Consider the following 14,963-nt stretch of genomic DNA (forward strand, 5'->3'; position numbering starts at 1 on the left):
GGGGTGAAGCATGGCCCAGCAAAACAAACAGAGACAACGCATTGTCATTGCCGGTGGCGGCACCGCAGGCTGGATGGCGGCCGCGGCATTTACCCGTATTTTGGGCCGTCAGGTTGAGGTTACGCTGATTGAAAGCTCAGAGATTGGCACCGTCGGAGTAGGTGAGGCCACCATCCCTACTCTGGTGTTCTTTCATAAACTGCTGAAAGTCAACGAGCAGGAGTTTATGAAAGCCACCAATGCCACCTTTAAACTGGGCATCAATTTTGAAGACTGGAAAGAACTCAATCACGCGTATTTACATGCCTTTGGTGTGACCGGCAAAGACTGCTGGGCCGCGGGCTTTCAGGATTTCTGGTTGCGTGGTCTGAACGAAGGGCTAAGTACTGACTTTGGTGATTACTGTCTGGAACGCAAGGCTGCTGAGGCAGGACGTTTCGCGCATCTGCCCAAAAACGGTCTGAACTACGCCTATCACATAGATGCGACTCGCTACGCGGATTTTTTACGTTCTCTGGCAGAGCACGAGGGACTGCGCCGGATTGACGCTAAAATTACCGACGTATCACTGCGCGAAGCGGATGGCTTTATCGAGAGTCTGACGCTGGATGACGGGCAGGTGATTGAAGGCGATATGTTTATCGACTGCACCGGATTCAGAGGGCTGTTGATTGAAAAAGCGCTGCACACCGGGTACGAGGACTGGTCGCACTGGCTACCCTGCGATAGCGCGGTGGCAGTACAGACCGCATCGACGGGTGATCCTCTGCCATATACCCGATGCACAGCGCATGATGCCGGCTGGCAGTGGCGAATTCCGTTGCAGAACCGGGTGGGCAACGGCATGGTCTTCTGCAGCAACTATAAGTCGGACGACGACGTGATAAATACGCTGCTGCAGCGTGTTGACGGTGAACCACTCAACGACCCGCGGGTTATTCACTTTCGGACCGGTCGCCGGCGCAAGCAGTGGAACCGTAACTGCGTGGCGCTTGGCCTTTCAAGCGGCTTTCTTGAGCCGCTGGAGTCGACCAGCATTCATTTAATTCAGCAGGGAATTGTGCGGTTTTTGCGTATGTTCCCTACAAATGGTGTGGTGCCGGAGGACGTGGCCGAATATAACCGTCAGGTTGATTTTGATATCGAACATATTCGTGACTTCATCATTCTGCACTACCATGTGACTAACCGAAATGACTCACCGTTCTGGCGTCACTGCCGGCAGATGGATGTGCCCGACTCGCTGCGCCACCGCATTGACCTGTTTACCAAGAGCGGACGGGTATTCAGAGAAGGCAGTGAACTGTTTGATGATTCCTGGCAACAGGTGATGATTGGTCAGGGACTGATGCCAGGCAGCTATCATCCTATTGTGGATACCATGAGTCGTCAGGAGCTGGAAATACTGTTAGGGCAGATCCGCGAACAGATTGATCGTACGGTAGACAAACTGCCGCCGCATCAGGACTACCTGAACCGCTTTTGTGGCAGGTAGCGTGGAAACAGGCAGTAGGCTTTGAGCCTGAGTGGCAATAGACTTGTTCGCCCCTTCGCCTGGCAATCATCGAGTGAAAACACCCTTCGCGGTACCAGCGATTAGTGACTGCGTTTGCTGCGTTGAATAAAGGGCAGCAGAGTGTGCCTCAATACGTGTGTGCCCCTTAAGAACACAGTGTAACTGTACGAAAACCCGGCTGCAGCAGGTACGAAAGCGAGCATCTGTGATGCTGCCGGGTAGTTTCTCATGCACACCTGTAAATGTAATGTAAAAAATAAATGAAAGCGCTTACAGGGCGTGATAATATTGCATCCATTATCAGAACCGGTCTTTGTAGGATTGATTTTGTCAGCACGCTGTTTCAGGCGCGATGGCAGGTCCCCGAAAAGATCGTTAAAAGCAGGAATGCGATAGTCATGGAGTTAACCGCTAAACATGATTCCCCGTTCGCCGACCCGTCTTTTACGATGGGGGTCGCGACATCTTCTTTTCAGATTGAAGGCGGTGCAGAGCACCGGGAACCGAGTATCTGGGACACATTCTGTAAAACGCCCGGTAAGATTGCCGATGGCAGCAATGGGCTGGTGGCTTGTGATCATGTGAATCGCTGGTCGCAGGATATCGACATGGTCGTGGCGATGAATGTGGATGCCTACCGATTCTCTGTAAGCTGGCCTCGCGTGATGCGTCGTGATGGTTCGGTTAACCAGCAGGGCCTGGATTTTTATATTGCGCTGTTAGACAAACTTAATGCGAACAATATTAAACCCTATGTCACGCTGTACCACTGGGACCTGCCGCAATATCTTGAGGATGAGGGCGGCTGGCTAAACCGTGATACAGCCTTCGCCTTTGAGCGGTATGTAAATGTTGTGGTGGAGGCCTTTGGTGACCGGGTGGCGAGTTACGCAACGCTTAACGAACCCTATTGCAGCGCCTATCTTGGCTATGAAGTGGGAGTTCATGCCCCCGGCAAAGCCGGTAAGGAGTATGGCAAGAAAGCCATTCATAACCTGCTTCTGGCACACGGGCTGGGAATGCGGGTATTACGAAATAAGGTGCCGCACATTGAAAGCGGCATCGTACTTAACTTTACGCCCTTTTATCCGGCCAGTGACGCGCCTGCGGATGTCGCGGCCACTCAACTGGCGCACATTCATTTTAATGACTGGTATATCCGCCCTATTCTTCACGGGCAATATCCGGCGTTACTGGCAGAATTGCCTGATGCCCACAAACCAGAAATACATGGCGAAGACATGGCCATCATCGCCGCACCGATTGATTTTCTGGGCGTGAATTACTATACCCGCGCACGGGTTAAAGACGACGGCAGCGAGGACCCCTGTCTGTTACCGCCCCCTGACGACTGTGAAAAAACCGCGATGGGCTGGGAAGTCTATCCAAATGGCCTGGAAGATTTGCTTTTACAGCTGCACAGGGATTATACCCTGCCGCCGTTGATCATTACTGAAAATGGTCTGGCCAGTGATGATCATCTGATTGACGGACACGTGGATGACACCGATCGGATCCGCTATTTGCAGTCACATATGGATGCAGTGACCCGTGCGGTAAAACAGGGGGTGCATATCACTGGCTACTTCGTCTGGAGCCTGATGGATAATTTTGAATGGGCGCTGGGCTATGAAAAACGATTCGGTATCGTGTATGTTGATTATAAAACCCAGCAGCGAACGCTAAAGGCAAGTGCGCTGGCACTGACCGACATGCTGGCAAAACGACAACAATAATACGATTACGTACGGGTGAACCCGATGGTGAGCGCACGCGAGAAAATGGCATACGGGCTGGGAGATACCGCCAGTAATTTCATTTTCCAGACAGTCATGCTTTTTTTGACCTTTTACTACACGGACGTGGTTGGCCTGCCCGCCGCAGCCGTTGGCAGTATGTTTTTGGTGGTCAGGATTTTTGATGCGGTGACCGATCCATTGATGGGATCACTGGCTGACCGCACCCGCACCCGCTGGGGCGCATACCGGCCTTACCTGCTGTGGCTGGCGTTACCGTTCGCCTTGTGCAGCATACTGGCATTCACGTCCCCGCCCTCGTTATCTGACGATGGCAAGCTTATCTATGCCTTTGCCACCTACGCGCTGCTTATGCTGATGTACACCGCCATCAACATTCCGTATTCAGCCTTGGGTGGCGTGATGAGCGCCGATGCAGCAGAGCGCGTCTCTATTCAGTCATACCGGTTTGTCTTTGCCATGGGCGGCGGGCTGATTGTGACCCTGTTTATGCTGCCGCTGGTGGAGTATTTCGGTAACGGTGACGAGGCGCTGGGCTATCAGCGCACCATGATGGTCATGAGTGCGATAGGTATGCTGCTGTTCTTATTATGTTTTGCTGGCACCAGAGAGCGGGTCAAGCCCTCCAACGAAACGCCCCGCCCCTATAAACAGCAGCTTCAGGCATTGTGGCAGAACGATCAGTGCCGGGTGCTGTGTGTGGTTGCCATTGTTCTGCTCACAGGCATGGTGCTGCGCAATACGCTGGCGCTGTACTATGTGAAATACGTCCTGCAGCGACCTGAAGACGCAACGCTGTTTGTTACAGCGGGCATGGTGGGCAGTATCATTGGCTGCGCCCTGGCCAACCCGGTGGCCCGCCGGTATTGCAAAATACGCGTTTATACCTTTTTGCAGCTGGCCAGTGCGCTGGTGTGCGTACTCAATTACTTTGTTCCCGCAGATGCCTGGCTGCCTGCTATTTCACTGCACTTTCTGTGGGGCTTGCTGTTACAAATGGCAACACCTTTGCTGTGGGCAAAAATTGCCGATGTGGTAGATTACGGCGAGTTTAAAACCGGTTTGCGTATGACGGGCGTGACCTATTCCACGGTCGTCTTCTTTATCAAGGTAGGGCTTGCCGTTGGAGGGGCGCTGGCAGGCTGGTTGCTGGCTCTGCACGGCTACGAAGCCGGTGTGTACAGTCAGGATGTCGCCTCTGGTATTGTTGCATCCTTTTGTTTTGGGCCAGCCATCGCATCCACAGCTGTTGCGCTTATCATGCGCTGGTATATTCTGGACACCCACACAGTCGATCACATCCAGCAACAGCTGACGCTGGAGAAAAAAGCAGAATAAATGGCAGCGACTGCGTGTAAACGAGCAGTCTGCCAGGGAAATAGAGTAATGGTGACAATAAAACAGGTCAGTGAGCTTGCCGGGGTATCCTCTGCCACGGTGTCGCGCGTGATCAATAATACCGATACGGTAAAAGAAAAGACCCGTCAGCAGGTTTTGCAGGCAATGGCCAAGTTAGGCTACCGGCATAATGTTATCGCTGCCTCACTGGCTTCAAACAAAACCAATACTGTCGGCTATGTGGTGCCCGAACTGCATGGCTCATTTTTCGGCGCTATGATGGCAGGCTCGGAGAAGGTTCTGCGCGATGCCAATAAGCACATGTTTGTGGTTACCGGGCACAGTGATGAGAAGCAGGAGAAAAAAGAAATCGAAGCGCTGCTCAGTCGTCGCTGTGATGCCCTTATCCTGCACGTTGAAGCGGTCAGTGATGAATACCTGATTGATCTTGCCAGCCAGGATGTGCCGTTAGTGGTGGTGAACCGCTATATCGAAAAAATCGGTGCCAACTGTATCAGCCTGGATAACCTGACAGGCGGTTACCTGGCCACCTGCCACCTGCTTGAGCAGGGGCACCGTGACATTGCCTATTTAGCCGGTGCGCTGTTTAAAGCCGATGGTAAAAACCGGCTGGCAGGCCATAAAAAGGCGCTGGCAGAGTACGGGCTTAACTACAATGAAGACCTGATGGTTGAAGGAAACTTTCAGGCGCATTCCGGTGAAGACGGAATTAATACCCTGCACCAACGCGGCATGCACTACACCGCAGTGGCCTGCGCCAACGACGAAATGGCATCAGGTGCAATAAATGCGTTGCGTAACCTGGGCAAGCAGGTGCCTGAAGATGTGTCTGTTATTGGCTTCGATAACATTGACTACGCCAGCTATCTGACCCCCAAACTGACAACCGTCAACTACCCGGTGCGTGATATTGGTGCAATGGCTGCGCGCTGGATCTTGAATCAGGTTTATGGCGATCACCAGATGACTATGAAGCACATTTTAATGCCCGAACTCATCGTGCGAGGCTCGTCGCGGGCGTTAAAATAATTGTGTTGATTATCGAAATGCGGCCGATAAGATTGCTACCGGGTTATTTCAATTAACGAAACTGGAAGTAGTATGTTTGTTACTCGCTCTGCATTTAACGCCAAAGCCAACGCCTATCAGGAGCTTGATAGCCGATTCAAAAGCAGTGAAGAGAGGCTGATCGCACTGGAAGAAGAAATGCGTCTTCTTCAGGAAGAAAATGCCTCACTTAAAGACCAGTTGGCGGCTACCAGCAACGATGCTGTGTTGCAAACAATGCTGGATTCACTGCAGCAGGTGGCGGGTGTGCGCCAAACCGTTGAACAGTTTTATCAGAAAATTGACAACGAAAGTCAGGCCATTACTAACATCAATGAACTCTTCACTCGTTCGGGCGCGGTGCTGCAGTCTATTATTGGTGATATGGAGCGGCTCAATCATCAGATGAGCAATATGAGTGAGCGGATCGGTGGCTTGTCTGACACCGCTGATGACATCAATAAGTTCGTGAATACTATTACCAGCATTTCTGATCAAACTAACCTGCTGGCACTGAATGCCGCAATAGAAGCTGCCAGGGCCGGTGATGCCGGACGGGGGTTCAGTGTGGTTGCCGATGAGGTCCGTTCGCTGGCAACCGAAACCAATCGTTCGGCCAGTGAAGTGGCAGAGCTGGTGCAGGGCATTATTCAGTCCACTCGTTCAGCGGTCGATGTGGTGAGCGACCTGCAAAGCAATAATGAAAAATTATCTGAAGGCGTGGATGAGCTTAACAGCGGGTTCGACCAAATGGTGTCACACAGTAACAGCATGAAGCGCACCATTGAGGCAGGCTCGATGGACATGTTTATTCAGACCGTGAAGCTGGATCATGTTGTCTGGAAGAGCGATGTGTATGCCGTGTTATGTGGGCTGAGTGATAAATCGCCATCGTCGTTCGCCGATCATACCAGTTGCCGTCTGGGCCAGTGGTATCAGAGCAGTCAGGGCGATGCGATCAGCAAGGCCCGGGCGTTTGCCGATATTGAAGCACCGCATAAGCAGGTTCATCAACTGGGTGTAGAAGCAATGCAGGCGGCACAGTCGAAGAATATGGCTGAACGCGATAAACTGCTGCGCCAAATGGAGGAGGCCAGCCATCGTGTGATGGCGGCGCTGGACCGTGTTGCTGAAGAAGCAGCGTAATAATTAATTGTGCGGGTGGGTTACGCACACCCGCATATTGTTGTTCTGTAGCGTAAATCGTCCTCCTCTTGCTTTAAATTCGTAAAATTTCAGCTACCTTTTAAGTTGGTCCCGCGGCTCTGGAGTGCGGCGGGACGTATTGGTATTTATTCAATGGAATGGTCACATCAATGCGAAATAATCAACCTGTAACGCAGCGCGAATATCAATTCCCACCGGAATATCGACTCATCTCCTCTACCGACAGACGAGGCGTGCTTCAGCATTGTAATGATGAGTTTGAGGAAGTCAGTGGCTTTACACGTGACGAACTGATCGGCAAAAACCACAACATTATCCGCCATCCGGATATGCCACCGGCGGTATTTAAAGAAATGTGGTCGACGCTGCAAAGCGGTAAAACCTGGATGGGTCTGGTGAAAAACCGCCGTAAAAATGGGGATCATTACTGGGTATCGGCGTTTGTGACCCCGGTTTTCGAGAATAAAGAAATTATCGGCTTCGAGTCTGTGCGCGTGCCGGCCATGGAAAATTCCAAGAAGCGTGCAGAGGACGTCTACGCCCGCCTGCGGGACGGCAAATCGCCGGTGGCATTATCACGCCGAATGCTGCATACGGCAAAACGGTTACTACCATTCTGGGCTGGTGGTATTCCATTGGTTGCGCTAATTGGTTTTACCGGCGGCAGTGTAGCCGCACTGATTGCTGCAGCCGGACTTGCTGGTATCGCTGGGTGGCAGTTAGTAAACTACAACGCATCATGGTCCTCATTTCTGGAGATTAACCCGGACAGCTACAGTAATCCGGTTGTCGCCGTGACCTATTCCTCTGAACTTGGACCCCGTGCCCAGGCTAAACTGGCGTTTATGAGTGAGCTGGCGAAAACCCGTACCGCGCTGGCCCGCATCAGCGACTCATCAGGGGCGTTATCGCGAATAGCGGTGACTACCCACGAACAGGCCGAGTTCACCAGTGCGGCCATCGTGCAGCAAAATGATGCCACACAGCAAATTGCCTCTGCAGTGACACAAATGTCGCAGGCCATTCAGGAAGTGGCAGAGCGGGTTGAAAGTAACGCTGCCAGCGCCAAAGAAGCGTCGAACAATGTTAAAACCGGTAACCGCAAAGCCAAGCAGGCAATGGTTGCCATTGTTGAGTTAAAAGAAGCGGTTGAATCCATCTCCGAGACCGTGACTGAACTGGCACAATCGACCAATGATATTGGAGAGGCGGCAAGCCTGATCTCGACTATCGCTGAGCAAACCAATCTGCTGGCACTGAATGCCGCCATTGAGGCAGCCCGTGCCGGGGAACAGGGCCGCGGTTTTGCGGTGGTTGCCGATGAGGTTCGCTCGCTGGCATCGAAAACCCGTGAATCAACCGACCGTATCCACCATATTATTCAGGTGCTGGCAGAGCGTTCTGACCGTGCTGTTAAAGTCTCGAGCAGTGGTCTGGAGTCAGCCCGCAAAGGCACAGAAATTGTGGAAGAAACACGCACTGTACTCAATGAAATTGACGATTCAGTTGAAGGTATAGCAGACGCGACGGTAGAGATGTCGTCATCGGTTGAAGAGCAAAGCTCAGTGGCGGAACACATAAACCAGCAAATTGTTGAAATAGCCGACAGCGCCAACGAGACTAAGCGATCGTCTGAGGCATCACTCACCGCCAGTCAGTCACTGCGTGACACAGTGAAAGAACTTCACTCGCTGATAACCCGCTTCAATACCACCAAGCGTATAGGTGACGATTAACAGTGCAGCCCCTGCGCTTATACCTATATGGCCGCGCTGTTAACATTGATGGGCACGATTCTCGGTGGATGGCGATGAACGACTGTACGACAAGGAGAGCTTCCTTTTAACGAGAAGTCGTACAGGCGATTTCCAGGCCGTCTGTACCCCACAGACAAACTCTGTCGTTATCTTCGAATAATCAAAGCACGCCTTTAGTTAAACGTGAGTCAGTCATAATGATTCAACTTAACCGTAGGTAGCGGCCCAGGTAGTTTAATTAACTGACGCCGACGCCTCTCTTACGGTTGTAGTGCTTTGGTGTCGCCGTCGCTTCATTTATACTCTTTAAAACCACAGTCAAAAGAGAATCTCATGCCGCGAGCCAGCGCCTACCACATTCTGGTAAAGACAAAAGAAGAAGCCGAAAACCTTAAGCAACGCTTGGCCAGAGGCGCTAACTTTCAGCAGTTAGCCAAAAAGCATTCTATCTGCCCCTCCCGCAAACGCGGAGGGGATTTAGGAGAATTTAACCGTGGAGATATGGTTAAAGCCTTTGACAATGTTGTATTCAAAAAAGCGCTATTTGAGGTGCATGGCCCGGTAAAAACCAAATTTGGTTATCATTTGATTAAGACTGTTTATCGAACCTAGGTTGTTGAAGTCTATTAAATTCGACGGGCAGCAATAGACAAGGAGCAAACGTTCAACACCCGCATAACGGGCAAAATGCGTAGGCTATAATACCGAGCGAACCGAGTGTTAATGCGTTTGTTATGCGCTATTGACTTAGAATGCGCAAATACCATAATTAGGTATATATTGGTACTTGGAGAAAGTAAATGGCTAAAAATACCAGCATTACCCTTGGTGACCATTTTGATGACTTTATTGCTAGCCAAATTCAAACTGGCCGATATGGTTCAGCTAGCGAAGTAATTCGCTCAGCTCTTCGCTTGCTAGAAACACAGGAGACCAAATTAAACACTTTGCGTCAATTACTAGTAGCAGGTGAAGAAAGCGGTGAGGCTGAATACAACCTTGAGCACCTGATATCAGAACTAGATGGTGAATTAAAAGAGTGAAACCATTTAAGTTAACTGTACTCGCAAAATCCGATTTAAAAGATATCGCGTTATTTACGCAACAGAAATGGGGCCGAGAACAGCGTAATGTATATCTAAAACAGTTCGACGATTCATTTTGGATGCTGTCTGAAAATCCTGATAGCGGCAAAAGCTGCGATGAAATATTAGACGGATACAGAAAATTTCCGCAAGGTAGTCACGTTATTTTCTACAAGCAAACGGGTAGCCAGGAAATTCTGATTATAAGAATTCTTCATAAAAGTATGGATGTAAATCCTTTACGCTTTGGCGCATAACATTTAAATGATGCGGACCCTAAGAACCGCATATTAATGTTTATCATACCGGGCCACCTACCGGCATCCCTTGCTGTGACTGCGTTGGGCAGCAGTAGATGAAGCTGCTAACTTTCCTAAGGGTGCTGTAATCCGCTGTGTAATGCCCGCCGGTAGGCTGCCAGCGCCGGAATAAAGCTTACCAGCCAGGTCGCCAGGATCACGCTGACCACTACGATGGCGGTGGCCGGGGTAAACAGTGTTCCTGACACAAACAGGCCGTAGGTACTGCTTAGCCAGTCAGCGCTCAGGTACAGCGTGGCCGATACTGCAATAAACGCAATCACACAGCCGGCACTGCTGATAAGCAAGGCTTCTGCCTGGATAAGCCATAAAACGGTGCCCGGCCCCGCGCCAATCGCACGCAATACGGCAATTTCCTGTCGGCGCTCCCGCATCGACGCCAGTAACATGGTGGTCAGTCCGACAAGCGATGACAGCAAAATTAACGCAGAAATGCCCAGCAGCAGCTTTTCAACATTACCCATCAACTCCCAAAGCTGCGCCAGTGCTACGCCCGGCAATATAGCCATAAGCGGCTCTTGTTTATACTGGTTTACCTGGTGCTGAAGCTGTAGCGCGGCGACCCGGTTATTTAAACCCAGCATGACTGCACTGATTTTGTCAGGGGGGACGTCCGATAATGTGTGAGTATCGGTGTCTGTGTGGTGGTCGTCGTGTTCCGCGTGGTCGCTGTCGTGCTGTATTGAATGCTTGCGGCTAATGGGTTTTCGCAGCGCCTGCTGACCAGATTCCTCATGTACGCTTTCCAGCCCCTGCAGTGTGACATACACCGCCTGATCCACCGGCGTACCGGTTGCGGCGAGTATGCCGCTAATGGTAAAGGGATGGCTGTCATGTTTTTTAAAGCTGACATCACCAAGCCCATGCGCAACGACAATGTCATCACCAATGCTATAGCCAAGTTCACGAGCTACGTCAGCGCCGATGACGGCTGATTTATCATGAGAAAAAGCACCGCCATGCGCAAACGTGAGTGATTGCTTACTGCCATATTTAAAGTGATCGAAATAACGGTTGTCTGTGCCCACCACGCGAAAGCCTTTATGGGCATCGCCCAGTGCGATGGGAATCATCCAGGCCACACTGGGGTTATTTTGCAGGTGCTCGACACTTTGCCAAGCAATACCCGTAGTAGGGTTGCCAATACGAAATACAGAGTACAGCAACAGATTAAGCTGGCCGGTACGACCGCCGACGATAAGATCGACCCCCGACACAGTACGGGTAAAGCTTTCCTTTACCTGTCCGCGGATATACTCAACGCTCAGCAACAGCGAGACGCTGATAACAATAGAAAATACAGTCAGCAATACTGATCCCCGGCGATTTTTTAAGCTCGCTGTGGCAAGAGAAAGGATCATGATTGGCGCTCCTTGTCAGCTTCATTCAGCGAACGCATCGTCAGTGTTTTCTTAAAGTTGTCGGCCAGTCCGGGGTCGTGGCTGACAAACAGCATGGCACTGTTTGTTGCCACCGATGTCAGCACCTCCATAAAGGCATCGCGAGCGCGGGTGTCCAGTGCCGAGGTTGGCTCATCGACCAGCAGTAACTCAGGCTTGTTAATCAGCGCGCGCGCAATCGAAACGCGCTGTTGCTGCCCTACGCTCAGGCTGTCGGCGCGGACATTCAGGGTGTTTGCTGGCAAATGCAGGTTGTCGAGCAGTTCAATAATGTCGCCGTCTATATGGCGGTAGTTGCGGCCTGCAAAATACGCGGCAGCGGCAATATTTTGCTTTACGCTTAAATAGCTAATTAAATTGAACTGCTGAAACACCACGCCAATGTGCGTGGCGCGCGCCGCATCACGTTTTCGTGCGGGCAACGATGAAAATGCTTCGCCCAGCAATGTAATGTTTCCGGATGACGGCGTTAACGTGCCACCCAGCAGGTTAAGCAGAGTGCTCTTGCCACTGCCAGAGTCACCGGACAGGAAGATATGCTCGCCGCGCGGAATGGACCAGTCCGGGATTGCTAACACCGGCGGGCCTGACTGGTCGTAGGCGAACGTAACCTCGGATAACCTGACGGCGGGAGAGTCTGACATGGTATTTCCTGATAACCTGTAAATTCTGGCACTCGTGCAATAGTACCAAAGGTTATACCAGCCCGATCACCTGCTTAGCAATGCCGTGAGGTGTAATCGCTCCGCCGCCGGTAACTGTTCAGCCGTTGGCTTTTAATTTCACCACTTCGGCAGACTCATCTTCCAGTACGGTGTCGGCTGACGCGCCTTTAAAGATTTTGCCCACTTTATCTTTGTTCTTCGCCAGCAGAATAGACAGCTCTTCAGCCGTGTTTTCATCCAGTGCGATGCCCTTGGCTTCAATAAACGTGGCAAGGTTGTCAGCAGCATCCAGCATTTTATCGTACTGATCGGCCTCTTTTTTATCGGTAGTCACCAATTTCTCTACCCCTTTGTGTGTAACAACATACTGTGTGGTAATTGCCATGGTTGTGCTCCGTTTTTGGGTGTTTGTTGTTTATCAACACTGTCACTGTAGTATAAAATACTGTATAAATAAACAGGTATTTTAACGCGAAAACTGAGGCCGTTATGCTGAATGTTATTCCTGTCGCCGCACAGGCCGGTATCAGCGGGTTTGAGTCGCCCGCCGCTGAGTACCGACAATTAGAACTGGACTTAGATGAGCTGCTTATTGAACATCCCACAGCCACATTTATCGGTCAGGCACAGGGTGACTCAATGACAGGAGTGGGCATTTTCGATGGCGACTTGCTGATCGTTGATCGCGCGGCGGCCCCCACCTCACTGGATGTCATTGTTGCCAATTTAAATGGCAGTTTTGTGTGTAAACTGTTTGATCGTAAAGCCAACGTGCTGCTTTCTCCCGGACAGGACACCAGCTCTTACGTTATTGGCGAAGGTGATGTGTTTGAAGAAGAAGGCGTGGTAGTGCGCTCGGTGCGTATGCACCGGTTTGTCAGGTACTTAAGCTCATGTATGCGTTAGTCGATGCCAACAGTTTTTATGCCTCTGCCGAAAAGGTGTTCGATCCTGCCATTCGCGACAAGCCGGTAGTGGTGTTAACCAATAACGACGGTTGTATTTGTGCCCTGTGCGATCGGGCCAAGCAACTGGGCGTAGGCAAGTTCGGCCCCTATTATAAAGCGAAGGCGGTGCTTGCCCGAAACGGCGCAGTGATACGATCGTCAAACTACGAACTGTACGATGATCTGTCGAACAAGATGATGAAGGTAATCGGGCAGTTTGCGCCGGACCAGCATGTGTACAGCATAGACGAGAGCTTTCTGCATTTTGAAAGCTGGCAGCCTGATGAAGGCTGGGCTGCGTACGCGAATCGTATTAAACAGGCAGTATGGCAGCAGCTACGGCTGCCGGTGGGAGTGGGAATAGGCCCAACTCCTACCCTGGCCAAAGCAGCCAGCTATGCCGGAAAGCGCCTTGGCGCTCAGGACGGCATTGCAATACTGGACACCCAACCGGCAATTGCATCGGCGTTACAGCAAATGAGCACAACCGATGTGTGGGGCGTGGGGAAGCGTATAGCCGCGCGGTTGGAAAAAATGGGCATTCACACTGCCTGGCAACTGGCATGCGCCTGCCCCAAAAACCTGCGGGCCGAATTTTCTATCGACATTGCCCGTACGGTCACTGAACTAAACGGCACGCCCTGCATAAAGTGGGATACCCACAGGGCGAACAAACAGCAGGTGTATTCAACCCGGGCCTTCGGCCGCCCCGTCACCGACAGACAGGACATTGCACAGGCGCTGGCCTGGCACGCCGAGAAAGTGGCTGAGAAACTACGGGTCCAGCAGTCTGGCGTAAAAACCCTGACCCTGTTTGCACATGCCAACCCGTTCGCCAGCAGTGGCCATTATCACAAAGCCATCCAGCATCAGTTTGACGCGCCCACCAGTGATTTAAGAGCACTGGTTCAGGTTGCATCCCGGGCAGCAGATACGCTGTTTAAAGCGGGGGTGGTGTTTCACAAGTGCGGCGTTGGCGCCATAGAGCTTATTGACGACGCAGAGCGGCAACCGGAGCTGTTTGTTACCAACGCCTATAACCCCAAACTGATGCAATGCTTAGATAAAATAAATGGCAAGTATGGGCGCCAGACAATTGGAACGGGCGCAAAGGGCACGCATCAGAACTGGGCAATGAAGCGTGAGTTTCTGTCACCGCAGTACACCACCAACTGGCGACACTTACCTAAAATTAACTGTGATATGGGCTAATATCATGACACCCTTACAGCAGATGATGAGTAGTGGGGAACCAGCATGAACCTGGACGGTGTACACGGCGTGATATTTGATTTGGACGGTACACTGGTCGAGTCGCGTCTGGACTTTGTGAAGATGCGTGCAGATGTGGGCTGTCCGCCTGACGATGACATTCTTGGCTTTGTTGAAGGGCTAACGTGCTTAACAACGCAGGCACAGGCCCGCCAGGTAATTTTGCAGCATGAGTTAGACGATGCACAGACTTCCCGCTGGCTGACCAACGGTAAAGCAATGGTAGAAAAAGCCCAAGATGCAGGTTTGCCCATGGCCATTGTCACGCGAAACTGTCAGCAGGCCACACGCATTAAAATACACAATAATCAGATCCCCATCGACACCATACTTACCCGTGAAGATGCGCCACCCAAACCCGATCCCACCGCACTGCTAATGGTGGCAAAACAATGGAACCTGCATCCCCGCCACTGCCTGTACGTCGGGGACTTTATTTATGACCGCCACGCTGCGGAGAATGCAGGGATGCAGTGGTTAATGGTTTGATTGTCTAAGTGTCTGTTTTTGGCTTAGGGTGCTTTGGCTTAGTGCAAATATTGGAAAAGTGAGGACTAAATATAATCAGATCAGAAATTTGACCCATAGCGCTACCATGTACTTCGGTACAGTCTTCCTCAGACAACTCCTCTATCCTGTATTTTTGTTCTATATTCATAAGTGATCTCCAT

15 protein-coding genes are annotated in these 14,963 nt (G+C 51.3%); 12 read left to right on the plus strand and 3 right to left on the minus strand.

Annotated features, from left to right (window positions below; all coding sequences use genetic code 11):
- Positions 1–10: 10 nt before the first annotated feature.
- From IE054_RS04295 to IE054_RS04335, 9 genes are all read left to right on the plus strand, one after another.
- Complete coding sequence (locus IE054_RS04295; protein WP_189403854.1) at positions 11–1,495, plus strand: tryptophan halogenase family protein; 1,485 nt, start codon at positions 11–13, stop codon at positions 1,493–1,495.
- 419 nt (positions 1,496–1,914) lie between these two features.
- Entirely contained in the window at positions 1,915–3,252 is a 1,338-nt protein-coding gene (locus tag IE054_RS04300) for a GH1 family beta-glucosidase (RefSeq protein ID WP_189403855.1), read from the plus strand.
- Between the two features lie 24 nt (positions 3,253–3,276).
- A complete protein-coding gene (locus tag IE054_RS04305) occupies positions 3,277–4,611 on the plus strand; it encodes a glycoside-pentoside-hexuronide (GPH):cation symporter (protein ID WP_189403856.1) in 1,335 nt (444 codons plus the stop codon).
- A 48-nt stretch (positions 4,612–4,659) separates the two neighbouring features.
- Positions 4,660–5,661, plus strand: coding sequence for a LacI family DNA-binding transcriptional regulator (locus IE054_RS04310; RefSeq protein ID WP_189403857.1), 1,002 nt, complete (start codon positions 4,660–4,662; stop codon positions 5,659–5,661).
- Positions 5,662–5,733: 72 nt separating this feature from the next.
- Positions 5,734–6,825 (plus strand): methyl-accepting chemotaxis protein, encoded by a 1,092-nt coding sequence (locus IE054_RS04315; RefSeq protein ID WP_189403858.1) that lies wholly within the window; start codon positions 5,734–5,736, stop codon positions 6,823–6,825.
- 170 nt (positions 6,826–6,995) lie between these two features.
- Complete coding sequence (locus IE054_RS04320) at positions 6,996–8,582, plus strand: methyl-accepting chemotaxis protein (protein WP_189403859.1); 1,587 nt, start codon at positions 6,996–6,998, stop codon at positions 8,580–8,582.
- Between the two features lie 354 nt (positions 8,583–8,936).
- On the plus strand, positions 8,937–9,215 hold the full coding sequence (locus IE054_RS04325; protein WP_189403860.1) for a peptidylprolyl isomerase: 279 nt from the start codon (positions 8,937–8,939) through the stop codon (positions 9,213–9,215).
- A gap of 188 nt (positions 9,216–9,403) precedes the next feature.
- Positions 9,404–9,646, plus strand: coding sequence for a type II toxin-antitoxin system ParD family antitoxin (locus IE054_RS04330; protein WP_189403861.1), 243 nt, complete (start codon positions 9,404–9,406; stop codon positions 9,644–9,646).
- A complete protein-coding gene (locus IE054_RS04335; protein WP_189403862.1) occupies positions 9,643–9,945 on the plus strand; it encodes a type II toxin-antitoxin system RelE/ParE family toxin in 303 nt (100 codons plus the stop codon). The genes IE054_RS04330 and IE054_RS04335 overlap by 4 nt, the downstream gene beginning before the upstream one ends.
- A gap of 116 nt (positions 9,946–10,061) precedes the next feature.
- Here the strand turns inward: IE054_RS04335 and IE054_RS04340 are convergent, their stop codons facing one another.
- From IE054_RS04340 to IE054_RS04350, 3 genes are all read right to left on the minus strand, one after another.
- A complete protein-coding gene (locus tag IE054_RS04340) occupies positions 10,062–11,369 on the minus strand; it encodes an ABC transporter permease (protein ID WP_189403863.1) in 1,308 nt (435 codons plus the stop codon).
- Positions 11,366–12,052: an ATP-binding cassette domain-containing protein gene (locus tag IE054_RS04345; RefSeq protein WP_189403864.1), complete on the minus strand. Its 687-nt coding sequence runs from the start codon at positions 12,050–12,052 to the stop codon at positions 11,366–11,368. The genes IE054_RS04340 and IE054_RS04345 overlap by 4 nt, the downstream gene beginning before the upstream one ends.
- Before the next feature lie 118 nt (positions 12,053–12,170).
- Positions 12,171–12,458: a YebG family protein gene (locus IE054_RS04350; RefSeq protein WP_189403865.1), complete on the minus strand. Its 288-nt coding sequence runs from the start codon at positions 12,456–12,458 to the stop codon at positions 12,171–12,173.
- A 104-nt stretch (positions 12,459–12,562) separates the two neighbouring features.
- On the opposite strand from IE054_RS04350, the gene IE054_RS04355 reads away from it, so the two are divergent.
- From IE054_RS04355 to IE054_RS04365, 3 genes are read left to right on the plus strand one after another with little or no spacing between them, the layout of a single operon-like run.
- A complete protein-coding gene (locus IE054_RS04355) occupies positions 12,563–12,979 on the plus strand; it encodes a S24 family peptidase (protein WP_229805002.1) in 417 nt (138 codons plus the stop codon).
- Positions 12,967–14,232: a Y-family DNA polymerase gene (locus tag IE054_RS04360; protein WP_189403866.1), complete on the plus strand. Its 1,266-nt coding sequence runs from the start codon at positions 12,967–12,969 to the stop codon at positions 14,230–14,232. The genes IE054_RS04355 and IE054_RS04360 overlap by 13 nt, the downstream gene beginning before the upstream one ends.
- 45 nt (positions 14,233–14,277) lie before the next feature.
- The gene (locus IE054_RS04365; RefSeq protein ID WP_189403867.1) at positions 14,278–14,781 is read left to right on the plus strand and encodes an HAD family hydrolase; all 504 of its coding nucleotides are present in this window, start codon (positions 14,278–14,280) and stop codon (positions 14,779–14,781) included.
- Positions 14,782–14,963: the final 182 nt, after the last annotated feature.

Source organism: Alteromonas halophila, from assembly GCF_014651815.1.
Lineage (GTDB): Bacteria > Pseudomonadota > Gammaproteobacteria > Enterobacterales > Alteromonadaceae > Alteromonas > Alteromonas halophila.